The 23,270-nt window shown below is 34.7% G+C and carries 16 protein-coding genes; 5 read left to right on the forward strand and 11 right to left on the reverse strand.

Annotation, left to right across the window (positions count from 1 at the left end; translation table 11 throughout):
• Window positions 1-204 precede the first annotated feature (204 nt).
• Window positions 205-2,355: a ribonuclease R gene (gene rnr / locus LF887_RS23685; RefSeq protein ID WP_236856694.1), complete on the reverse strand. Its 2,151-nt coding sequence runs from the start codon at window positions 2,353-2,355 to the stop codon at window positions 205-207.
• A gap of 627 nt (window positions 2,356-2,982) precedes the next feature.
• Window positions 2,983-3,417: a ribose 5-phosphate isomerase B gene (rpiB, locus tag LF887_RS23690; RefSeq protein WP_105682920.1), complete on the reverse strand. Its 435-nt coding sequence runs from the start codon at window positions 3,415-3,417 to the stop codon at window positions 2,983-2,985.
• 647 nt (window positions 3,418-4,064) lie between these two features.
• Here rpiB and LF887_RS23695 point away from each other — a divergent pair.
• Window positions 4,065-5,255 (forward strand): phosphoglycerate kinase, encoded by a 1,191-nt coding sequence (locus LF887_RS23695; protein ID WP_236856695.1) that lies wholly within the window; start codon window positions 4,065-4,067, stop codon window positions 5,253-5,255.
• 1,660 nt (window positions 5,256-6,915) lie between these two features.
• Here the strand turns inward: LF887_RS23695 and LF887_RS23700 are convergent.
• The 6 genes from LF887_RS23700 to LF887_RS23725 form a co-directional block, all read right to left on the reverse strand.
• A complete protein-coding gene (locus LF887_RS23700; RefSeq protein ID WP_236856696.1) occupies window positions 6,916-7,737 on the reverse strand; it encodes a class I SAM-dependent methyltransferase in 822 nt (273 codons plus the stop codon).
• Between the two features lie 118 nt (window positions 7,738-7,855).
• Window positions 7,856-9,718, reverse strand: a complete 1,863-nt coding sequence (gene mnmG / locus LF887_RS23705) for a tRNA uridine-5-carboxymethylaminomethyl(34) synthesis enzyme MnmG (RefSeq protein ID WP_236856697.1) — start codon at window positions 9,716-9,718, stop codon at window positions 7,856-7,858.
• A gap of 147 nt (window positions 9,719-9,865) precedes the next feature.
• Window positions 9,866-10,285 carry an rRNA maturation RNase YbeY gene (gene ybeY, locus LF887_RS23710; protein ID WP_236856698.1) on the reverse strand — a complete coding sequence of 140 codons (420 nt, stop codon included), beginning with the start codon at window positions 10,283-10,285 and terminating at the stop codon, window positions 9,866-9,868.
• Between the two features lie 5 nt (window positions 10,286-10,290).
• The gene (locus LF887_RS23715) at window positions 10,291-12,447 is read right to left on the reverse strand and encodes a patatin-like phospholipase family protein (RefSeq protein WP_236856699.1); all 2,157 of its coding nucleotides are present in this window, start codon (window positions 12,445-12,447) and stop codon (window positions 10,291-10,293) included.
• Window positions 12,448-12,449: 2 nt separating this feature from the next.
• Window positions 12,450-14,897 carry a bifunctional UDP-N-acetylmuramoyl-tripeptide:D-alanyl-D-alanine ligase/alanine racemase gene (locus LF887_RS23720; protein ID WP_236856700.1) on the reverse strand — a complete coding sequence of 816 codons (2,448 nt, stop codon included), beginning with the start codon at window positions 14,895-14,897 and terminating at the stop codon, window positions 12,450-12,452.
• 76 nt (window positions 14,898-14,973) lie between these two features.
• Window positions 14,974-15,561, reverse strand: coding sequence for a thymidine kinase (locus tag LF887_RS23725; RefSeq protein ID WP_236856701.1), 588 nt, complete (start codon window positions 15,559-15,561; stop codon window positions 14,974-14,976).
• A 61-nt stretch (window positions 15,562-15,622) separates the two neighbouring features.
• On the opposite strand from LF887_RS23725, the gene LF887_RS23730 reads away from it, so the two are divergent.
• The 4 genes from LF887_RS23730 to fabG all read left to right on the forward strand — a co-directional run bounded on the left by LF887_RS23730 (window position 15,623) and on the right by fabG (window position 20,215).
• On the forward strand, window positions 15,623-17,101 hold the full coding sequence (locus tag LF887_RS23730) for a hypothetical protein (protein WP_236856702.1): 1,479 nt from the start codon (window positions 15,623-15,625) through the stop codon (window positions 17,099-17,101).
• 2 nt (window positions 17,102-17,103) lie between these two features.
• A complete protein-coding gene (gene rsmI, locus LF887_RS23735) occupies window positions 17,104-17,778 on the forward strand; it encodes a 16S rRNA (cytidine(1402)-2'-O)-methyltransferase (protein WP_236856703.1) in 675 nt (224 codons plus the stop codon).
• Between the two features lie 6 nt (window positions 17,779-17,784).
• Window positions 17,785-19,299, forward strand: coding sequence for a WG repeat-containing protein (locus LF887_RS23740; protein ID WP_236856704.1), 1,515 nt, complete (start codon window positions 17,785-17,787; stop codon window positions 19,297-19,299).
• A gap of 172 nt (window positions 19,300-19,471) precedes the next feature.
• Window positions 19,472-20,215 (forward strand): 3-oxoacyl-[acyl-carrier-protein] reductase, encoded by a 744-nt coding sequence (fabG, locus tag LF887_RS23745; protein ID WP_236856705.1) that lies wholly within the window; start codon window positions 19,472-19,474, stop codon window positions 20,213-20,215.
• 63 nt (window positions 20,216-20,278) lie between these two features.
• On the opposite strand, the gene LF887_RS23750 is transcribed toward fabG, so the two are convergent.
• The 3 genes from LF887_RS23750 to LF887_RS23760 all read right to left on the reverse strand — a co-directional run bounded on the left by LF887_RS23750 (window position 20,279) and on the right by LF887_RS23760 (window position 22,999).
• On the reverse strand, window positions 20,279-21,316 hold the full coding sequence (locus tag LF887_RS23750) for a GMP reductase (protein ID WP_236856706.1): 1,038 nt from the start codon (window positions 21,314-21,316) through the stop codon (window positions 20,279-20,281).
• A gap of 324 nt (window positions 21,317-21,640) precedes the next feature.
• Window positions 21,641-22,417, reverse strand: a complete 777-nt coding sequence (gene surE / locus LF887_RS23755) for a 5'/3'-nucleotidase SurE (RefSeq protein WP_236856707.1) — start codon at window positions 22,415-22,417, stop codon at window positions 21,641-21,643.
• 411 nt (window positions 22,418-22,828) lie between these two features.
• A complete protein-coding gene (locus LF887_RS23760; RefSeq protein WP_236856708.1) occupies window positions 22,829-22,999 on the reverse strand; it encodes a lmo0937 family membrane protein in 171 nt (56 codons plus the stop codon).
• Window positions 23,000-23,270 lie beyond the last annotated feature (271 nt).

Raw genomic sequence — 23,270 nt, forward strand, 5'->3', positions numbered from 1 at the left:
ACTTTATGATTTAATTATTCAATAAAGTTGTCAGATATCAACTGTATTTTAATCATAGTTTAAGATAAAGTATTTTCCAAAAAAGAGAATGGAAGCGGGAAGAGGAAGCATTTTTGAGATAAAAAAAGAGGCTGTTTGTTTTTACAACATAACAGCCTCTTTATAATTATTATTGTCTAGTCTTAAAGACCAGTTTTCATTCTTCTAAACGATCTTAAAGTCCAGTTGTTTCTGAATCAGATTGGCTTTTACCACTTTGATCTGCACCTGATCTCCAAGCTGGTATTTGTTTCCGTGTCTAGCTCCGTATACTGCATGAGTTTTTGCATCATACATATAAGAGTCATCCACAAGATCTCTTAGCTTGATCAGACCTTCAGCTCCATTTTCGGGGATTTCTACCCAGAATCCAAATTCTGCAACTCCTGAAATCACACCTGTGAAAGTTTCCCCAAGATGTTTTTCCATGAATTTCACCTGCATGTACTTGATAGAATCTCTCTCTGCATCAGCGGCCAGTCTTTCCATAGCACTGCAGTGTTTTGCTTTTTCCTCAAGCTCTGGTCTGCTTGGCGATTTCCCTCCGTCCAGATAGTGCTGAAGAAGACGGTGTGCGAGTAAATCCGGATAACGACGGATAGGAGAGGTAAAGTGGCTGTAATAGTCAAAACCTAAACCGTAGTGCCCGATAGGTTCTGTAGAATATACGGCTTTACTCATACTTCTCATGGCAAGAGTTTCGATCATATTTTCTTCGCCCTTTCCTTTCACATCATGAAGAAGTTTGTTCAAAGATTCTGCAACCTTTTTGGTATTGGCAAGATCCATTTTATATCCGAAAGTTGATACAAAATCTCTCAATGCTTCTAATTTTGCAGGATCCGGATCAGCATGAACTCTGTAAATAAATGTATTGTTCGTAACCCCGCCTTTGTTTGTCAGAGATATAAATTCAGATACTTTTTTGTTGGCTAAAAGCATAAATTCCTCAATCAGGTGATTAGAATCTTTACTGATCTTAAAATAAACTCCAACTGGCTGGTTATTTTCATCCAGATTGAATCTTACTTCACTTCTGTCAAAAGTAATTGCCCCCTGTCTGATACGTTCATTACGCATAATCTTCGCCAGCCTGTCAAGAACATTAATTTCATCAGCTAAATCTCCTTCACCGCTTTCTATACGTTCCTGAGCTTCTTCATAGGTAAATCTTCTGTCTGAATGAATCACTGTTCTTCCAAACCACTGTTTTTGAATTTCAGCCTGATCATTCAGCTCAAAAACTGCTGAAAAAGTATATTTATCTTCATGTGGACGAAGAGAGCATACGTCATTACTCAAAACTTCCGGCAGCATCGGAACCACTCTGTCTACCAGGTAAACAGAGGTTGCTCTCTGATAGGCTTCATCATCCAGTATTGTTCCCGGCACTACATAATGAGATACGTCGGCAATATGTACCCCGATCTCCCAGTTTCCGTTCTCCAATTTTCTCATCGATAAGGCATCATCAAAGTCCTTGGCATCTTTAGGGTCAATAGTAAAGGTGCAGACATCACGCATATCTCTACGTTTTGCTACTTCTTCATCAGTAATAGTTCTGTCTATCTTATCTGCGTCCACTTCTACCTCCTGTGGGAACTCGTATGGAAGACCATATTCTGCAAGGATAGAGTGAATTTCTGTTTCATGCTCTCCCGGCGCTCCCAGTACCTGCGTAATTTCTCCTTCTGGATTTTTATCACCGGGTCTCCATTCTGTCATTTTTACAACAACCTTGTCACCATCTTCTGCATTATTGAATTTATTCTTAGGAATAAAAATATCTGTATTGATTGACTTTTTATCACATACTACAAAACCAAAATCCTTGTGGGCAACCTTCTGAAAAGTTCCTACAAACTCGGTTCTGTTTCGTTCCAAAACTTCCAAAACGGAGCCTTCCAGCTTCTTTCCTTTATAATGATAAGTTATAATAAGAACCTTATCTCCCTGCAAAGCATCCTTCACATTTTTGGAATGAACAAATACATCGTCCTCCAATCCTTCAACATCTACATACGCATTTCCGCTTTGGTTGAAGTCTATAATTCCGGTAAGCGTTCCGGCTATTTTCAGATTTACAATATATTTTCCTTTTTCCACTTCTTTGATCTTTTCAGATCCCTGAAGTTTATGCAGCGCCTGAATCACAAGTTCCCTTTGTCTGGGATTTTTATAATCTATTCCATCAGAAATCTGCTTATAATTATAAACTTTTGATGCGTTAGTATTCATAAAACGAAGAATCAGTCTCCCGATTTCCATCATTTTCAAATCATTTTTATGACTTATATATTTTCTTTTTTTTGGCATTTTAATTTTTTTATTATTTATAATAATCTGATTCTGAAATCTCTTTAATTTTTGATCTTTCCATGTATAGGAAAAATCCTTCATTCTTTAAAGAAGCTCCATTTTTATTTTACTTTATATCCAATGTCAAATAAATTGCAACATTGGCCGGCAATAATATTCTATCAGAATCTGTTCCACTTACAATATTTCCTTTTGCGTTAAAAAAAATTCTTTGGTTAATTGTTATTTTTGGCAGTTTTTTGAAATTAAACAATTTTTTATTCTCACCAGAGACCTATCTTTTTACTGAATTCTTTTATGCATTTTTTTATGAATCTTTCACTATTACTTCCTGAGCCTGGAAAAAAAAGTGACAAAAATCAATACTGAAGATATTCTTATTTTCATCAAACCTTAATGTTTAATTTAACCTTATTTTTCTAAATCTACTTAATAACGGAAGCTTTAGTTTTGTATAAATTTAATACAATTCTGGAGAAGAATAGAGAAAAACCTTCTATTAAATATATTAATAATATTGCAAAGGTTCGGGAGAAGAATAGAATCTTATTTCTATTGGATGTTGCAAATGTACGAATAAAAAATAAATAAGGCCTGTAATATGATTTACAAGCCTTAGTATATTTAGCAAACTGCGATTTTGTCAACTCGGTTCTGATGTCTTCCCCCTTCGAAGTCTGTTGAAAGAAATTTGTCTACAATTTCAATCGCCAATTCTTTGGATATGAATCTTGCCGGCATAGAAATCATATTAGCATCATTATGCAGTCTGGCCAGTGTCGCAATCTCCGGCATCCAGCAAAGAGCGCATCTTATCTTCTGATGTTTGTTTGCCGTGATCTGGACTCCATTTCCGCTCCCGCAGATCAAAATTCCCAGCTCGTTTTCTCCGTTTTCCACAGAGGTTGCAGCAGGGTGTACAAAGTCCGGATAATCCACACTGTTTGTGGAGAACGTTCCAAAATCCTGAACTTCAAATCGTTCTGAAAGGTAGTTCTTAACAATCTCCTTATATTCATACCCTGCATGGTCCGCTGCGATAGCAATTTTTCTTTTCATAATACTTCTATTAAGCTTTTTTAGATTTTATTTCCTTACAAAGTTAAGAATAATAACAATTCATGTTAGTAAACCGTGGGTTAATTGTTAAAAGGTATGTTAATAAGTGTGGAAAACTTTTATCAACTTTCTATTTTTAAAGAAGATTTTATTTCGTAATAGAAAATCTTTCCCGAAGATTCTACTACTACTTTCCAGATGTTTTCTTCACGTAATCCAAACTTTTTCCATAATAAAATAACTAATAAACGATTTCCAGTAAAGTTATTAACAAATGTTAATAAACGTGTTAAATAGCATATTTACAGATCTTTATATTGTGAGTTAAATATGAATTTAATATAAATTGAGTGTTATCAACTTTTAGCTTAAAACTTATCCCCGTTACTAACAGTACACAACAACAACTACATTATTCTTTTCTTTAAAAGAGAAAAAATTGTTGATTAATGGGTGATTGGGTTCTGGGAAAGTTTTTGAAAACTTTTATTTTAATCAATCTGTTGAAAAAGTTTAAAACCTTACATTTGTGAAACGAAAATTCAACGAAATCTATGGAATTGGCCTTGGCGAAATTTACTGAAAGTCAAACAGAATCTTGAGTTGGCCGATTGCATATGAGCTCGGAAAAACAAATAAATCGACATATGAAAACAATCAATGATTTCAATTTTAAAGACAAGAAGGCTCTGGTAAGAGTGGACTTCAATGTTCCACAGGATGATCAGCTTAATGTGACGGACAATACAAGAATTGCTGCAGTGAAGCCCACAGTTGAAAAAATTCTTAATGATGGAGGTTCTGTTATCCTAATGACACACCTGGGAAGACCGAAAGGGGAGGTTAAAGATGAATTTTCACTTAAGCATATCCTGGGGGAAGTTTCCAACGTTATGGGGCAGGAAGTAAAGTTTGTTGATGAATGTATTGGAGAGAAGGCTGAAAAGGCTGCTTCTGAGCTGAAGCCGGGAGAGATCTTACTATTGGAAAATGTTCGTTTTCATAATGAGGAAGAAAAAGGAGACGAAGGTTTTGCTGAGAAGCTTTCGAAATTAGGAGATGCTTATGTAAACGATGCATTTGGTACTGCTCATAGAGCTCATGCTTCAACGGCTGTCATTGCCAAGTTTTTTCAATCAACTAAATACTTCGGTTTACTAATGGCTAAAGAGCTTCAGGCAATCGATAAGGTTTTGAAAAGTGGTGAAAAACCAGTTACAGCAATTCTTGGTGGATCTAAGGTTTCAACTAAAATTACCATTATAGAAAATATTCTTCCTGCTGTAGATAATCTGATCATTGGAGGTGGAATGGCATTTACATTTATTAAGGCTCTTGGAGGTAAAATCGGGGATTCATTGGTAGAAGAAGATAAACTTCCTTTAGCACTTGAGATCTTAGGTAAAGCAAAAGAGCATAAGGTAAAAGTATATCTTCCGTCTGATGTGATCATTGCAGAGAGTTTCAACAATAATGTAGAAAGAAAAGAAGCTGATATTTATGCGATACCTGAAGGATGGATGGGGCTTGATGCTGGTCACAAATCCAGAGATCAGTTCAATGACGTACTATTAAACTCTAGAACAATCCTTTGGAACGGTCCGATTGGTGTTTTTGAAATGTCAAATTTCTCCGGCGGAACAGTTGCTTTGGGTGAAAGCATTGCAGAAGCTACAAAATTGGGAGCTTTCTCTCTAGTAGGAGGAGGAGACAGTGTTGCATTCGTTAAACAATTCGGGTATGCAGATCAGGTGAGCTATGTTTCTACCGGTGGTGGAGCAATGCTTGAAAGTCTTGAAGGACTTGAGTTGCCAGGGATAGCAGCTATCAATAACTAATCTTAGAAAATCCAGATATTTTAAAGTCTGCTAATTATATTAGCAGACTTTTTTTTGTTTGAAATTCTCTTGTAAAACCTTGTAATGATCGGCTTTTCGTTTAATTTTAGATATAACCTTAGGTTATACTTTAATCATTGGTCTCATTTACTTTTAGTTATATTATCTTCTACAAGAAATCCATAAATTCTGCTCTTAAAATTGTATTGGTTAATAGGTATTTTTTTGTCAGTTATCTATCAATTTATCTTGATAGATTCCCGTAATTTTAGATGGAATCCAATTAAATTTGCCTGGCTAATCTCGCATCTTTTTACTTTTTAGAAAGGTATTTTCTATCATTATGACTGTTAAAATTCTTGTAATTTATTAATGATAATTGGATTGAATTTGTGCTATAAATTTCTTTTATGTATCCTAAACTTATATTTTCCTGAGGGATGAACAAGGTACTTGATTGGATGATATAGGTAAGCTTGAATATAAAAATAAGTATGATCACTTGTAATGATGATACCTGGAATATTACCAGGTTTTTATTTCCAGTACAATTTTATTAATTAACACTACTTTGTACTAATTTCTAAAATTCTATTTATAGAAAATATTTGTATAGGATGTTTTTTTTTTTTTGACTTTATATAAATTATCTACATAGTTAATTCATATGTTAGTGAAGATGTTGTAATTGGCTGATAAATAATTATTAAGCTCGTTTTTGTTTGTTGTTTTTTATGTTTTGCTATTTTAATAAATGGATGTTGCAAATTATTTTTACTTCAATTTAATATTTTACAAAACGTTTAAATGATGATTACCAATATTTTATATGTACTTTATCAGTATAGGACTACATTTTTAGATTTTTAGTGTGTAGGTTAAGTAATTTTATTTAAATATTCTGGATACTTTCTTAAGCTTTGTTATTTTATTTGATTTATTTTTTCTATCCGATTTTCTCTAAAATTTTTTTCTTAAAAGATTTTCTTGTTATTCTGGTAAATTGAAATATTTTGTGCAGTAAGAATTTTGTGATTTATTTTTTCTTTAACCTTAAAATTCATAATGGTAATGAAGTTTATTTCTTAAAAGAGTTTTGTGTTTTGTTTTAGCTGATTTTTAATTTTCTTATTTTTTGGAAGAGAGTGGGGGAGTGGTCTTAATTTAATTTTTTTCAATCATACATAATTTTGAAGAGTCTGCTAAATTCCAATTTTTTTGGTTTTATGCTTAAAATTGACCTTTTAAAGTGCTTTTAAAATTAAATAACTTAAATTTTCCATATGTACAGGTGTATTTTAAAAATGGGGCCTTAAATGAGCCGTTTTTGCGCGAATTGGCATTTTTAAAACTTATTTTTTTTTTTTTTGTGCATAATTACTATTTATTTTGCAAAACTCTGTTTTTTGGAAGTTAAAGTAGATCTTTAAGACAGAATAAAAAGAATTGAAAAAGCTTTTGTATATTTTTATAAGAAATGGAGTAGGGGAGTAGTTTTATGAAAATCTGAAATTTGAAGTTTTCAAATGACAATATTATAGATTTCAAAATTTTGTAGTAGTAGTCATAAAAAAACTCAGGGATATTTTCCGTGAGTTTTTTATTTTTTAGGTTCAAATACTGAAAATTGGCCTTCAGAAATAGCTCAAAATTCGAGTTTCTATCTTTTTTCGATAATATATATCAAACTTGAAAATTCGTTCGAAAAAAGGGCTTTTACATTAGAAATCGTTCCGTAAATTGTTGCTTTTGCCCAAAATAGGGGTGATTTTTTGTATTTTTCGCTCAACATAGAGATATAATAAGAATCCAGTATCAAAGGTTTGATTTTTCTCATTTTCCAATCTGTCTTTTTTGAAATTAAATTTTCCATTCCGTTTTTAGAGAAATGATAGACGTGTCTTGGTACATCATAGGCGGCCCAGTATTCTTTATAATGTTTGGCATCATAGGAAGTAGGGTTAGGAACTGCAATTACAAGAAGTCCTTTTTCTTTTAATTTCCCGTGGAAAATATTGAGCATCTCATCCTGATTTTCTATATGCTCAAAAACGTGCCACAATGTAATTGCGTCTAAACTGTTGTCTGCAATTTTATTGATATCATCCAGTATGATGGCTCTTGTTATTTTTCCCTGAGCTGCTTTTCTAGCATCAGCATCGGGTTCGAAACCGAATGTTTCAAAATCATTTTCTATAAACTTTACAAATTCTCCGGCACCGCATCCGTAGTCTAGTACTTTGGATCCTTTTTTAATCCTGTCTATAAGAATATTTTTTTTGTACTGCAGGTTAAAAGACTGAAGAAATTTATAAAGCTTTTCTTTCAGACTTCCGGAATCCTGATGATGAGAAATATAATCTTCGCTTTCGTAGTATTTGGAAATATTGAATGGGATAGGGGAGGTTTTGAATACTCCTTTTGTCTCGGTTTCTTTAATTTCAAATATTTCCTGTGAAAGAAAATGATCTTTTATTTTCATTGAAGTGGTTGTCTTTTATATTCAAAAAAATTAAGATATTCAGAGTTTTGTTATACACTCTTAAATACCTTAATTTTCGCTTTATTATTTTTAATGTTTCACGTGAAACATATCTTTTTTAACGCCCTAAATAGACTAGTAAAACGTTTATATCGGCTGGAGAAACCCCGCTTATCCTTCCTGCTTGTGCTATTGTCTTCGGACGTACATTAGACATCTTCTGTTTTGCTTCTGCGGAAAGGCTTGAAAGGTTGGTATAATCAAAGTCTTCAGGGATTTTAATGTTTTCTAAACGGTTAAGTTTGGCTACATTCTCTTTTTCCTTTTCAATATACCCTTTGTATTTGATATTGATTTCTGCCTGCTCTCTTACCTCATTATTATATTGAGAAGAAACTTCTTTAATAAAATCAATCTCATCCAGCTTCTCTAATGTAATATTAGGTCTTGTAAGGATCTGAGCAGCTCTATATGCCTGATCTACTGGTCTGCTTTCTGCTGATTCTAAAATAGGATTAATAATACCTGGTTTTAAAGAAGTTTCTCGAAGGAACTCTTCAAGTGACTGACTTTCAGATATTTTAGCTTCTACCTTTCTTAATCTTTCTTCTTTTGCCAATCCTAAATGATATGCTTTTTCAGTTAATCGGATATCTGCATTATCTTGTCTTAAAAGAAGTCTGTATTCTGCACGGGAGGTAAACATTCTGTATGGCTCTTCTGTTCCTTTAGTAATAAGGTCGTCAATTAATACTCCAATGTATGCTTCATCTCTGTTTAGAATGAATTCATCTTTTTCATGAACTTTGTTATGAGCATTAATACCTGCAATTAGTCCTTGCCCTGCAGCTTCTTCATATCCTGTGGTTCCGTTAATCTGTCCTGCAAAATATAAATTGTCAATCAATTTTGTTTCCAGGGTATGTTTCAACTGGGTAGGAGGGAAGTAGTCGTATTCTATAGCATAGCCTGGACGGAATACTTTTACATTTTCAAATCCCGGAATATGTTTCATAGCTTTGATCTGTACATCTTCCGGTAAAGAAGAGCTGAATCCGTTTACATAGATCTCTACAGTTTTCCATCCTTCCGGTTCTACGAAAAGCTGATGTCTGTTTCTTTCTGCAAAACGGTTTATTTTATCTTCAATACTTGGGCAGTATCTTGGACCTAAACTTTGAATGGTACCATTGAACATTGGACTCCTGTCAAAACCTTCTCTTAAAATATCATGTACTGTTTCGTTAGTATACACAATATGACAACTTAATTGTTTTGTTAATTTCGGAGTATCCAGATAACTGAATTTTTGTGGATTTTCATCTCCTTTCTGTTCTTCCATTTTGGAATAGTCCAAACTTCTTCCGTCAACTCTTGGTGGAGTACCGGTTTTCATTCTTCCGGCTTCGAAACCTAAGCTCACCAATTGTTCGGTAATTCCAAACGCTCTTGGTTCGCCCATTCTTCCTCCGCCTAATTGTTTATCGCCAACGTGAATTAATCCGTTAAGAAATGTTCCGTTGGTAAGGACTACAGATTTTGCTTTGATCTCAATTCCTAAAGAGGTAACAACTCCGGTTACTTTATTATTCTTTACGATCAGTTGTTTTACCATATCCTGAAAGAAATCAAGATTGGGAGTATTCTCTAATGCAAGTCGCCATTCTTCGGCAAAAAGCATTCTGTCATTTTGGGTTCTTGGGGACCACATGGCGGGACCTTTTGAAAGATTCAGCATCTTGAATTGGATGGCAGATTTGTCTGCTATAATTCCGGAATATCCACCCATTGCATCAATCTCTCTTACGATCTGTCCTTTTGCGATTCCACCCATTGCGGGGTTGCAACTCATCTGTCCGATGGTCTGCATATTCATTGTAACAAGTAGTGTTTTTGAACCGAGGTTGGCTGCTGCTGCTGCTGCTTCACAACCGGCGTGTCCGGCACCTACTACTATCACATCATATATTTCTGAAATCATTTTTATCTCGCTTGTTTTAAGCTTTAAACCTTATCTTTATAATCAATGTTTCACGTGAAACATTTTTGGAGAATGTACTCTAGGTAGACTTATATTGTTGCTATGATTGAGTACTTTACATACCGGACTTTAAGTGATTGTTCAATTTCAAAACTTCAAATCCCTATACTTCGCTAAGTACAAATCTTCCATTCTCCGCATCTCTTTTTCTTCCTCTTCCGTCTTGTCTTTATAGCCTGCAAGGTGTAAAATACCATGGGCTAAAACCCTCCTTAATTCTTCTTCGTAATCTCGGGAAAGGGTAGAGGCGTTATCAGAAATGCGCTGCAAAGATACGAAAATCTCAGCGCTTATTGTCTTACCTTTTACATAATCAAAAGTGATGATATCGGTATAATAATCATGCTGTAAATAATCCTGATTGATCTTAAGCAGATATTCGTCATCGCAGAAAATGTAATTGATTTCTCCTAGTTTTTTTCCTTCTGAAAGAATAAGATCTTCCAGCCATTTTTTGTAATCTGTATTTACCGATTCTGGTAAATTTTCGTAAAAGAACTGTATCATTTTTTTTAAAACCAGTGCCCTAAAATAACACTGAATATACCTTTTTGATTGTTTTTAAGGGAGTGGCTGAAGTTAACTTTTATCTGCCCAAAAGGAGATTTGTAACCAGCCGTTATTCCCAGTGAACTATAATTTACTTTAACTGCATCTTCAAACTTAATGTCATTAGATAAGTTTGCAAAGCTAAAATTTCCACTAATAAAATAGTTTTTGTTAAACTTAAACTGAATATCGTTGGATGCTAATATGACATTATTAGTGTACAGCTGGGCGAAATAAAAGCCTCCGAAAGTTTTAAAATTAAGAATATTCTGTTCAAATATTCCTCCTAGTCTGTATTGATAATAGTCTGGAAGATTCTCCCCAATTGTTATTCCTCCATATAGATTAAGACGGTAAGTGAATTGTTTGCCCAGCGGAACATTGATTCTCAGATCCGCTTTTACCTGAATTATTCTTTTGTCTATTTCAGATTTCAAAAGGTCAATCACCTTTCCTTCTGCTGAGAAATAGACCCCTTTAGTAGGGAATTCTTTATCATCCTGAGTGTCGGTTTTCAAAAACACATACGGATTTAAAAAGCGTCCATATCGCCTGTTTTCGCCGTTATTCCCCAATCTGAAGTAGTCATGGCTTATCCCGCCTCCAATTGCGAACTTATCCTTCCATGTGGATTGTATATAGGCTTCATTTCTTACCCATTCCCATTTATCAACTGCATAATTATCTCCATTTTTAATATCAAAAGTCATTCCGGATGAATAAATACCAAATCCAGGAATATACCCGTTATCAATAAAATAGTTGAGATAATATCTAAGTCTGTCTCCTACAACAAAGTCAAAGGAGAGATTTGAATTCTTGAATAAGAGTCTCTTTGCAGAATAATTCAGAAGAAGCCCTGTTTTGAAGACTTCATCATAGTGCAATCCGAATTTTAGAAAATGTCTTGTATCATCTTCAGTTACGTAAAGCTTTAAGTAATTGGCATCATTTTCCTGAACAATATCGTAATTGATAAAGCGGTAATTATTGGTGGCAACAAGTTTATCAATCATTTTATTGATGCTGCCATAGGTTTGCAAAGAGGGAAGACGTAGTCCCATTTTACCTAAAGTATAGTTTTTACCGAAGATTTTGCTTCCCTCAATAGAAATACTGTCAATCTTATATACATTGGAATATATCGGATTTACACGCTGTCTGAGACGGTCAAACGGACGTTTTGGCAGCTGATCCAGTATCTGAGTATATTTTAAACCCTCCACATAGCCGCTGTCAAGGATCTTTTTCTTGTCATCATAGCTGGTTGCAGACATCCCTTTCAGGTTCGGTTTAATGTTTATATCAGTATATTGATACTGTTTTCGGGTATCTTTTTTTATGCCAAAATCGATCACCTGATTCAGAATTGATATAATGTTATTTAAATCTTCTCTTTTAGACAGATCCTGATTTAGGTCAACTCCAATAACAATATCAATTCCTCTGTCCTTTAATGGTTTTGAAGGGTAGTTTACCGTCATTGCGCCATCTATATAAATACTGTCACCAATTTTAACAGGATCCATTAAAGACGGAAATGCCGAGCTGGCCATGATGGACTGTACGAGATCGCCTTTCTCAAATATCTGCATATTTCCGCTTTCAAGGTTGGTGGCAACACATAAAAAAGGGATAGGCATTTTTGAGAAATCTTCAATATTAGAAACATTTTTAAACAGTTCTTTAAGAAGATAAACATTTCTCTGACCAGTACTGATGGAAGAGGGAAGTGTGATTTTTCCGTTTTTCAGCGGAATTGATAAAAGATATTTATCTACAGATTTATTGAAAAAGCTGGCTTCCTGTCTGGATTTTGGATCCATAATTAGAGAATAGAAATCTGTATCCATTACAATTTTTTCTATTTCTTTTCCCGAATAGCCGGAAGCATATAGTCCACCTACGATGGCACCCATGCTGGTCCCTGCAATATAATCCACTTTTACTCCTAATGAATCTAATACTTTGAGTACTCCGACATGTGAAAAACCTTTAGCTCCACCCCCGGCAAGCGAGAGTCCTATTTTAGGATTTTTCGGAATTACTAAGTCTTTTTTTACCTGAGAATGGATCAATAGTAATTGGAATACGAAAAGAACAATCAGGAGTTTTCTCATAGTTAATCTTTTATATAAATCCGTTTCACCCGAGGTGAAATGGACGTTAATACTTCATAGGTTATAGTTTTGCAGTAGCCTGCGAATTCTTTCAAACTTGGTTTGGCATTAAAAACAGTCACTGTATCGCCTTCTTTTACATTAGGAATATGATCTACATTGATCATCATCATATCCATACAAATATTTCCAACGATAGCCGCCAATGCTTTATGTACGCCTACGTTTCCGATCTGATTTCCGATCAGCCTTGGAATTCCGTCAGCATAACCCACTGGAATTGTTGCTATTTTTGTAGGATGATCTGCTTTATATTTTCTGCTGTATCCTACAGATTCTCCGTTTTCAACTGTTGATATCTGTGAAATTACGGTTTTAAAGCTTACAACAGAGCGCAATTGTTTTTGTATTTCACTGCTTGGTGATTCTCCAAGCATCCCTATACCAATTCTTACCATATCATGCTGATCTTCGGTATAGCTTGTTATTCCTGAAGAATTTAAAATATGGCGGATAGGAGTGTAGCCAAGTTTTTCTGTAAGATAGCTTGAATTTATTTTAAAAGTCTTTAGCTGATTCAAAGTAAATTCTTTTTCTTCTGGAATATCAGAAGATGATAAATGGCTTAGCACACTTTGAACTTTAAGATTTTTAGTGCTTAAAGTTTCGATGAGTGCGTCCAGTTCAAAATCTTTAAACCCAAGACGATGCATCCCGGTTTCCAGTTTAATATGGATAGGGTACTTCTTATCACACCCTGATTTTTGAACAGCCTCGTAAAATAGTTCCAATATTCTGAAACTGTATATTTCAGGCTCCAGGTTATATTCTATGATCGTTTGATAGCTGTGTTGTTCAGGATTCATCACTACAATAGGAGTAGTGATTCCTTTTTTGCGAAGCTCTGCTCCTTCATCTGCGAAGGCTACCCCAAGATAATCGATATGATGGTGCTGTAAAAATTCTGAAATCTCATAACTTCCCAAACCGTAAGCATTGGCTTTTACCATAGCCATCATTTTTGTGCCCGGCTTTAGTAGAGATTTGTGGTAATTGATATTATGAAGAATAGCATTCAGATTAATTTCAAGGACAGTATCATGTTTTCTCAGTTCAAGAATATCTTTAAGCTTTTCTATCTCAAATTTCCTTGCTCCTTTCAGTAAAATGATCTGATTTTCGATTTCATTAAGATGTTTGCTTTCAATAAGCTCTTTAGTGTCTACGAAAGTATAGGTTTTAGATTTAAATAAATCACTAAATTTTGAAATTTCATTCCCAATTAAGAATACAGAATCGAAATGCTGTTCATTCACGAGCTCAGAAACTTCTTCATATAATTCTTTTGAGTTGGCATTTACTCCTACGATATCAGTCAGAACTAACGATTTTTTGGATTTGTTGTATTCATTCAGAAACTGAAGAGCAGTTTTCAGAGAATCAAGATCCAGGTTGAAAGAATCGTTGATAATAATATTGCCTTTAATTCCTTCAATGGATTCAAGCCTCATTTCAACGGCTTTTAAAAGGTTGATTTTTTCAACGATCTTTTTATTTTCGATATGTAACTCCTTAAGGACTGTGATAAGCGCCATAGCATTGGTTAAAGTCGCTTCGTCTCTTTGATGGGCAGGAAAACTGATTTCTTCACCAAAATATTCAACGATGATGTTTTCATCTTTAGAAATATTGTTTTTAATGAAGACGTGGTTTTCTTTTTTAAACCCGTAAGAAATTAACTTTTTATCTGAATAGGATTTTTTTATTTTTTCATCCACCAAAGAATTGTCACCATTGTAGATAATCACTTCGGAATCTTTAAAAAGCTTAATCTTTTCATCAATCAATTCCTCATCAGAAGAAAAGTTGGCAGCATGAGCAGTTCCGATATGAGTAAGAAGCCCGATCTGTGGATGGAAAATATTTTCCAGTTTTTCCATTTCGTTCGGTTTCGAGATACCCACCTCAAAAATTCCAAGCTCATGTGTGCTGTTGATTTGAAGAAGGGAAAGAGGAAGGCCAATCTGAGAATTGAAACTTTTGGGACTTTTTACAGTAGAAAATTCATTCCATAGACATTGATAAAGCCATTCTTTTAAAATCGTTTTACCGTTGCTTCCCGTGATTCCGATAGACTGTAAATGAGAATTCTCGAAATGATACTTTGCTAATTTTTGAATAAAATCTACGGAATTTTCAACGATGATCCAGGTTACATTTTTATACTCCGGATAATGATGTTCAGAAATAATAACGGTAATACCACGGTTAATAGCAGATTCAATAAACTTTTCACCAGAGTTCTTAGGAGTATTAATAGCAATAAAAGCAGTATTCTTTGTAGAATAAATAATTCTGCTGTCGTAAGCTATATTTTTAATCATTAAATTTCTGTCTCCAATAACCTTTGCATTGGTGATCTCTGAAATGCGTTGTACTGTATAATCCATTGGTACCCGTTCTGCTTTATTTAATTTATAGGAACGCAAATCTGTTTAACTGCGAATTTGCTGATCCGTTTTATTATTATTTTCTTTTTAAAAGTACTTCGTCAATAAAAACCCTGCGGCTTACTGCCTCATAGCTTTCTGTTTCTCCCAGCTCAACCAGATTATCCCCCTGGGAAGTTCGCATAGAGTAGTTGGCAAGATTACCTGTTCTCTTACAAATAGCATGCACTTTTGTTACATATTCAGCCGTAGCCATCAGGTTGGGCATTGGCCCGAAGGGACGGCCCAAAAAATCCATATCCAATCCTGCAATCACTACTCTTACACCGCTGTTGGCAAGCTGGTTGGCCACATCCACAATACTTTCATCAAAAAACTGAGCTTCATCTATAGCTACTACATCACAATTGGAAGCCAACAGAAGAATTTCATTCGGATTTTCTACTGCTGTACTCCGTATTTTATTCTGATTATGAGAAACTACATCCTCTTCAGAATACCGGATATCCAGCTTCGGTTTAAAAATTTCTACATTCTGTCCTGCCATTTCTGCTCTTCGCAATCTGCGGATTAACTCCTCGGTTTTACCCGAAAACATAGAGCCACAAATCACTTCCATCCAACCGCTTTGTTTGGAATGATTAATTGTATTTTCTAAAAACATTTGTTAAATTAGCCGTATATTTTTAACATCAAAAGTAAGCAATTTTAATAAGAATCTTATTATGCAGAATATCCAAGATTTAAAGGAAAAAATTTTTTTTGAGTCCAAGAATATCATTGATAATCTGGATAAAATAAATAACGTAGACGAATTACTTTCCAAGCAAGATCTTGTAGATGAGCTTGCTAACAGGATTTCTTTTTTGAAATTACTGGAAAAGAATATTGAATATTTCGTTACTGACCATGCAGGCCGGCATCAGGAAAATCAACATCTCTCTTTTGCGTCCGGAGAAGGAGAACACCACGATTCCGGAAATGAAGTCACAGAAGAGGAAGCGATTTTTAATAATGAATTGAACGAAATTGATGAAAATGAATTTTTTGCTGACAAACCCGAGGAAGAAGAAGCCGTTTTCAACAATCAGCTGAATGAGATTGTTGAGAATGAATTTCATGAAAACATGATAAGCTTAGTAGAAGAAAACTCCGGGGTAAAGCCAGTTGAGAACAGTAAAGAGCCCGTTTCTTTCCATGAAATTACAGAAGAAGAAGCTATTTTTAATAATCAGCTGAATGAAATTGATGAAAATGAAAATGTATTGGCTTCCGGAGCGGTACTGAGTTTTGTAGATGAAGAGAAAATTCTGTCAGATTCAAAACCTGATTTTGATGAAGATATCAACGAAGATATGTTTAGTGATACATTGACAGAAGAAGAAGAGGCATTCAACAGTCAATTAAGTGAAATAGGAAGTAATGAAGATGAAACAGCTGAACCGGAGGTAATAGAACCAATGGTGAATGAGGATAAAGAAAACAGAGCCAAAGAAATAATTCCAAGTATTTTTGATACAGAAATGCTGGATGACGAAATGCTGATTGAAGAAAATGAAGAACAATTCGTTTTAACTTCTTCGATTGAACAGGGCGAAATGACCACCGAAACTTCCAATGTAGATCATATTCTGAATGAGATCAAAAATGACCATTCTGAACAAAATCAAAAGGAAGAAAATATTCTTGCAGAAGTCTATGACAGACGAAAAATTGTTGAAATAGATAAACCTGTTCCTGAAGAAACAGAAAGACATCCTTCTGATGAAAGTTTTGAAAACTTAGAAGAATATCATCAGGAGAAAAAAATAAAATTAGCCAATATCAAAGGAATGAAAGCGGTTCAGTCACTTTTTGACGATGATCCTCTGGAAAGAGAAATTCCTAAAGAAGCAACCCAGAGTCCGGCTGGGAAAGTAGATACAGAAAGTATTCTGAAATCTAATATTCCTACCCATTTTATGGAAGCCGACAAGCAAAAACCAGAGTTTAAGCTGGATCTGAATGATAGAATTGCCTTCTCAAAAATGCTGTTTGCAGGAAGTCAGATTGATCTTAACGATACAGTAGCCCAGCTGAATCATTTTAAAACACTGGAAGAAGCGAAAGAATATCTTAGCGATCTTTATTACGATAGAAAATGGGATAATGTGGATGAATATGCGCAGAGACTTTGGATATTGGTGGAAAATAAATTCTTATAATTTTGAGCGGAATCTTATATTTTGTTCCCACACCTGTTGGGAACCTGGAAGATATGACTTTTAGGGCGGTAAATGTCCTGAAGGAAGTAGAGTATATTTTATGTGAAGACACCAGGACTTCTGGAGTTCTTTTAAAACATTTTGAAATCTCCAAGCCTTTGAAATCTTATCATTTGCACAATGAGCATCAGGCAACAGAGAAAGTCATTACAGACCTTAAAAACGGGCAGAATATTGCTATTATTACCGATGCAGGAACCCCTGGGATTTCGGACCCCGGATATCTTTTGGCAAAGGCCGGAGCGGACAACAATATCGAAATGATCTGCCTGCCGGGAGCAACGGCTCTTATTCCAGCTTTGGTGGTTTCGGGACTTCCCAACAATGAATTTTTGTTTGCTGGTTTTTTACCTCAGAAAAAAGGAAGACAGACGAAACTGAAACAGCTTGCAGAAGAAAAAAAAACCATTGTTCTCTATGAAAGCCCACATAAAATCAATACTACTTTGGAGCAGATCAAAGAGTTTTTTGGAGAAGAAACCAAAGTAAGTTTAAGCCGTGAAATTTCTAAGAAATTTGAAGAAACCAAACGGGGAACAATCAATGAATTGATTGAGTTTTCCAAATCAAAAACTTTAAAAGGAGAGATCGTTCTTATTGTTAATAATTCTATTTAATTTCCTTTGAAAAAAATAATTTTTGTATTGTGCTCTGTAGTCTGTACAGCGCAGACTAACCAATATATGAAGGTTATCCTTTCAAAAAAAACAGGAAAGGAGGTTAATTCTTACTCAGATGGGTATGGTACTTTGTATGATCCTGTTTCCGAAAAGCATGGTATTGTGGATTCTTTAGGTACGGTTACCTTTGAGTCTCCTTATAAAGGTAGTATTTTGCATGTTTTTAAAAACAGATTCATTCTTTATTCTGAAGAAACCAATTACACCAGGAAATCAGCTGTTATTAATGAAAAAGGAAAAGAATTTATCCCTTTAAATAATCAGGAATTTAATACACCGTGGTGGAGTGAAGAGTTCATCATTTCTTCCAGAGAAGGAAAAGAGGCCGTTTATGATTATAATGGAAAAGAGATTATTTCCTATTCAGACAAAATCAGATTTTCAGGAAAGAACAGATTCTTTGTTTTAAAAGATAAAGGATGGTTTCTCTATGACTTCAATGGAAAACAGGTAAGTGCCAGAGGATTTAAAGATGATTATTATTTTGAAGAAGGGAGGGCTCTTATAACTAATGACAATAATCAAAGTGAAATCATTGATGAAAACGGACAGACACTGCACACATTTTCGAAGTTGGTAACCAGTATCAGTTCTTATCCTTATTTGATTACCCAGAATAAAGCTACAGGGAAATACGGACTTATCGATACAGAAGAAAATACAATTGCGGATGAAACTTTTAAAGAGATCATTCCGGAATATTTTGGAAAGAAAGAATATATTTATCTCAGCAAAAATAATAAAACAACGGTCTTTTATAAAAAAGATAAGAAGTTGTATTCCAGTGTTTTTAAATCTTTAACCCCTTTATTTAACAATCTTTTCAGCATTTATAACGACAAGACTAAGAAATCCGGAATTGCCGATCTGGAGGGAAATATAATTGTTCCACAGGAATATAATTTCATACAGAGTTTTACCATTTCAGGAAGAGATGTTGTTTATCTTAAAAAAGAAGGGGAGGAGAAACTTCTTGATAAAGATCTTAAAAATGTGATTAATGAAGATGTAGATATTCTCGGATTTTATCCTGAAGGACTTATTGTGAAGGAATCGGATAAATACTATAGATTTTCATTGAAAGACAAATCTAGGGATGAGCTGAAAAACATAAGCTGGATCAGGAATGAGAATAATGAATATTTTAACTTTCTAAATCCTTATTCAAAACCTCTTGTATGTAAAAATAAAGACAATTTTTATGGTATTCTGGATGGAAAAGGAACGGAAATTGTACCCTTTATTTACGATGATATCATAATATTTGGGAACTCTGAAAATGAAATTGTAGTAAAAAAAGAGGGAAAATATGGAGTTTTGAATTTTCAGAATGAACTGCTGAAAGAAATTGATTATGATAAATATTCCTGGCAGAAGGAAGTACTGAAACTGGATAAGAATAAAAAGACAGAGCTCATTTATTTCACCAGATTTAGAAATAATCCTCCTCAGCTTTAGGATTTTAATAGGAAATGATCAAAAAAGTGCAGTATTTTGCTGATTTCAATGCGTTGAATAACAATTTATAATATCTTTGCAAACCGTTTAATTCCGTAAAGGAATAATATATACTAAGTGAGTCAGCAATCGCTAGCTGAATGAGTTATAAAGAAAATAATTGTCAATAGATATGAGAATATTAGAAGGAAAAGTAGCACTAATTACTGGAGCTACAAGAGGAATCGGGAAAGGTATCGCTGAAATGTTTGCTCAGCAGGGAGCAAAAGTAGCATTTACCTATGCCGGCTCTGTAGACAAAGCTAAAGAATTAGAAGCAGCTTTAAGTTCTGTAACCCAAATCAAAGGATATCAGTCTGACGCATCAGATTATGATGCTGCACAGCAGTTGGTGGAAGAAGTAATGGCAGAATTCGGACAAATTGATATTTTGGTAAACAATGCAGGAATTACAAAAGATAACCTGCTTCTGAGAATGTCAAAAGATGATTGGGATAAAGTGATCAAAGTAAACTTAGATTCAGTTTTCAATCTTACAAAAGCGGTAATCAAGCCAATGATGAAAGCGAGATCAGGATCTATTATCAATATGACCTCAGTAGTTGGAGTGAAAGGAAATGCCGGACAGGCCAATTATGCAGCTTCTAAGGCAGGCGTTATCGGATTTACAAAATCTGTTGCATTAGAATTAGGATCCAGAAATATCAGATGTAATGCTATCGCACCTGGATTCATTGAAACAGAAATGACCGCTGTTCTGGATGAGAAAACAGTTCAGGGATGGAGAGACGGAGTTCCTATGAAAAGAGGAGGGCAGCCGGAAGACATCGCTAATGCATGTGTATTCTTCGGAAGTGATATGTCATCATACGTTACCGGGCAGACGCTAAACGTTGACGGAGGGATGTTAACTTAAAAATATAATGAGGCTATACAAAATGTATAGCCTCACTTTTTTAATTCTTTCTAAAATTCAGGATTAATTAAAAACCTGATTTTCCTGCTCCTGAACTCTTATAAAAGTTGTTCTTTTAGAAAGTTCTTTAAGTTTGGAAGCTCCTACATAAGTACAGGTTGATCTTACTCCGCCTAAAATATCCTTCACTGTTTCTGCAACGGGTCCTTTATAAGCTACTTTTACGGTTTTACCTTCAGAAGCACGATATTCTGCAACTCCTCCGGAATGTTTATCCATAGCTGTTTTAGAACTCATTCCATAAAATGAACGGAATTTCTTGCCATTTTCTTCAATCATTTCTCCTCCGCTTTCATCATGACCGGCAAACATTCCGCCCAGCATAACGAAATCTGCACCACCACCGAAAGCTTTAGCTACATCTCCGGGAACTTTACACCCTCCGTCAGCGATAATATGGCCTCCTAAACCATGAGCCGCATCAGAACATTCTATAATTGCTGAAAGTTGAGGATAGCCAACTCCTGTTTTTACCCGGGTAGTACACACTGAACCAGGTCCGATACCTACTTTGATGATATCTGCTCCTACCAAAAGAAGTTCTTCCACCATTTCTCCCGTAACCACATTGCCGGCAATAATAATTTTATCCGGGAAATTAGCTCTTGCTCTCTTCACAAAATCAACGAAATGCTCAGAATATCCATTGGCTACATCAATGCAGAGAAATTCTATTTTTGGATGTTTTTCTACAATATGTTTAATCTTCTCTTCGTCAGCTTTTCCGGTACCGGTACTTAGAGCAATATACTGATAGATACTGTCCGGCTGGCTTTCCAGGAACTCATCCCATTCATCCAGACTGTAATGCTTGTGAATAGCTGTAATTATCTTTTCTTTTGCCAGTTCCACAGCCATTTCAAAAGTACCTACAGTATCCATATTCGCGGCAATTACAGGAACTCCTCTCCATTTTTTTTGAGTATGTCTGAACGTAAATTCCCTTTCAAGATCTACTTCCGAACGGGACTTCAGGGTGGAACGTTTTGGGCGGAACATTACATCCTTAAATCCCAGTTTTATTTCATATTCTATACGCATCTTGTAATTATTTTTCAGAATAAAGGTACTAAATAATATGGGAAGGATTGTCTTAATCCCACGGAATTTCGGTAAGAAGATTATAATAATTTCAACGTAAAAATAAAAATGAGACACAGCTTTAAAACCGGAAAGTAAGCAGAAAATGAATGAAGTTTTTATCCCTTTGTCTGGCTTATTATTTAAAATGAATAAAGGCATGAAATATTATTTCATGCCTTTATTGGTTCTTGTAATTCATAAAATACAGAGCTTTTTATATCCATGAAAGCTCAATTTTAATGATATTCATCTAGTGAATGATAAGCTGAGCTATCTCACTTATTATGCATTGTCAAAATTCATTACTTCCTCCAGAGTCTTCATATACTCATAGGCTGTAAGGTCAAACTTTACAGGTACGATAGATATATATCCGTTGGCCAAAGCGGTTTCATCGGCATCTTCAGATTCATCCATATTGTTGAAGTAACCCGTTAACCAGTAATATTTTTTTCCGTGTGGGTTTATTCTTTCGTCGAAGCTTTCTTCCCATTTTGCATTAGCCTGTTTGCATACTTTTATTCCCTTTATTTCTCCGGCGGGAAGTTTTGGAATATTTACGTTTAAAACAATTCCTTTAGGCATAGGATTTTCCAGCGTTCTTCTTACGATATTCTGAATAAATTCTTTAGCTTGACTAAAGTCTGCCTCCCAGCTGAAGTCTAATAATGAGAATCCAATCGCAGGAATTCCTTCTACACCTGCTTCTACTGCAGCAGACATAGTCCCGGAGTAGATTACATTGATAGAAGAATTTGCTCCATGGTTGATTCCTGAAACGACAATGTCAGGTCTTCTTGTCAGAATTTTGTCAAGAGCCATTTTCACACAGTCTACAGGAGTTCCGCTACAAGAATAGTCGGTTTGTGGCCCTTCCAGAGTGACTTCTTCATAGCTTAGGGTAGAATTGATGGTGATTGCGTGGCCTTTTCCACTTTGGGGAGAATTCGGGGCTACAACTATTACTTCCCCGATTTCATTCATAAAGTTGATAAGATTTCTAATACCGGGAGCTGTAATTCCGTCATCATTAGTCACCAGAATAAGTGGTCTTTCCATAAATTATCTTTAATTATTTAATACAAATACAGTACAATTTGCTCATATTTTGAAATGAACAAAATGAATTTTTAACACATCAAATGTAGTTAAAAATAAGATGTTAAAAAATACCAGATGTATTATTAATGAGGCAGTAGTGAAACAAAATGAGCTATTTTGATCAGAAAATAAAGCAGGGAGCATGAAGAAGGAAATCTTGTGTTTAAAAAAACAAGTGGAATATAAATTCATTAAAACTTCCAAAATTTACAACACTGGCGTCTATCGTGCGAAGACCATTCCAGCTTCTCATCATCTCAGTACCTCACAGATGCATTCTTTCAAGGCGAATCTTATTCAACTCCCCTCTGAAAGAGAGCATCTGCTGAGTCTGATAATGATTTTAATGGGTTAAACACTTAATATGGCTTAGTCCAGTGGTTTTCTGCCTGTAATAATATTGTAAAGGATAACAACAATGGCAATAACCAGCAAGACATGTATTAGGTAACCCGTACTAATACCGGGTACAATTCCTAACATTCCTAAAAGCCAAACGACTATACAGATAACTGCAACTAACCATAGTAAACTTCTCATGACATTACATTTTAAAGTTATTTGATTAAATACTAGCATATTTCATGCCCTTGTGAGGAAGGATTGATTTTTAGGCGGTCTGTTTATAAAGTTTTTCAGGATAAAAAAGAGTAAAAAAAGATAAGATTATTGGCTTTGTTTTTCTCTGAAAACTCCTGATAGCACAGGATGTAGAGAGAAGACTTTAGTATTTATAAATCTCTTCTAATAAAAATAGGTAAAACTGTTCGATATTTGTAAATAAGGTATTAAATTTGATCATTTGTAACAG

This window comes from Chryseobacterium sp. MEBOG06, from assembly GCF_021869765.1.
GTDB lineage: Bacteria > Bacteroidota > Bacteroidia > Flavobacteriales > Weeksellaceae > Chryseobacterium.

Coding starts and splice junctions, on each gene's coding strand:
- mnmG (WP_236856697.1), bottom strand. CDS start 9,718: ATGATTTCAGAAATATATGATGTGATAGTAGTAGGTGCCGGACACGCC.
- LF887_RS23750 (WP_236856706.1), bottom strand. CDS start 21,316: ATGCGTATAGAATATGAAATAAAACTGGGATTTAAGGATGTAATGTTC.
- LF887_RS23715 (WP_236856699.1), bottom strand. CDS start 12,447: ATGAGAAAACTCCTGATTGTTCTTTTCGTATTCCAATTACTATTGATC.
- ybeY (WP_236856698.1), bottom strand. CDS start 10,285: ATGATACAGTTCTTTTACGAAAATTTACCAGAATCGGTAAATACAGAT.
- LF887_RS23700 (WP_236856696.1), bottom strand. CDS start 7,737: ATGAAAATAAAAGATCATTTTCTTTCACAGGAAATATTTGAAATTAAA.
- fabG (WP_236856705.1), top strand. CDS start 19,472: ATGAGAATATTAGAAGGAAAAGTAGCACTAATTACTGGAGCTACAAGA.
- rnr (WP_236856694.1), bottom strand. CDS start 2,355: ATGCCAAAAAAAAGAAAATATATAAGTCATAAAAATGATTTGAAAATG.
- rpiB (WP_105682920.1), bottom strand. CDS start 3,417: ATGAAAAGAAAAATTGCTATCGCAGCGGACCATGCAGGGTATGAATAT.
- LF887_RS23720 (WP_236856700.1), bottom strand. CDS start 14,897: ATGGATTATACAGTACAACGCATTTCAGAGATCACCAATGCAAAGGTT.
- LF887_RS23725 (WP_236856701.1), bottom strand. CDS start 15,561: ATGTTTTTAGAAAATACAATTAATCATTCCAAACAAAGCGGTTGGATG.
- surE (WP_236856707.1), bottom strand. CDS start 22,417: ATGGAAAGACCACTTATTCTGGTGACTAATGATGACGGAATTACAGCT.
- LF887_RS23695 (WP_236856695.1), top strand. CDS start 4,065: ATGAAAACAATCAATGATTTCAATTTTAAAGACAAGAAGGCTCTGGTA.
- LF887_RS23730 (WP_236856702.1), top strand. CDS start 15,623: ATGCAGAATATCCAAGATTTAAAGGAAAAAATTTTTTTTGAGTCCAAG.
- LF887_RS23760 (WP_236856708.1), bottom strand. CDS start 22,999: ATGAGAAGTTTACTATGGTTAGTTGCAGTTATCTGTATAGTCGTTTGG.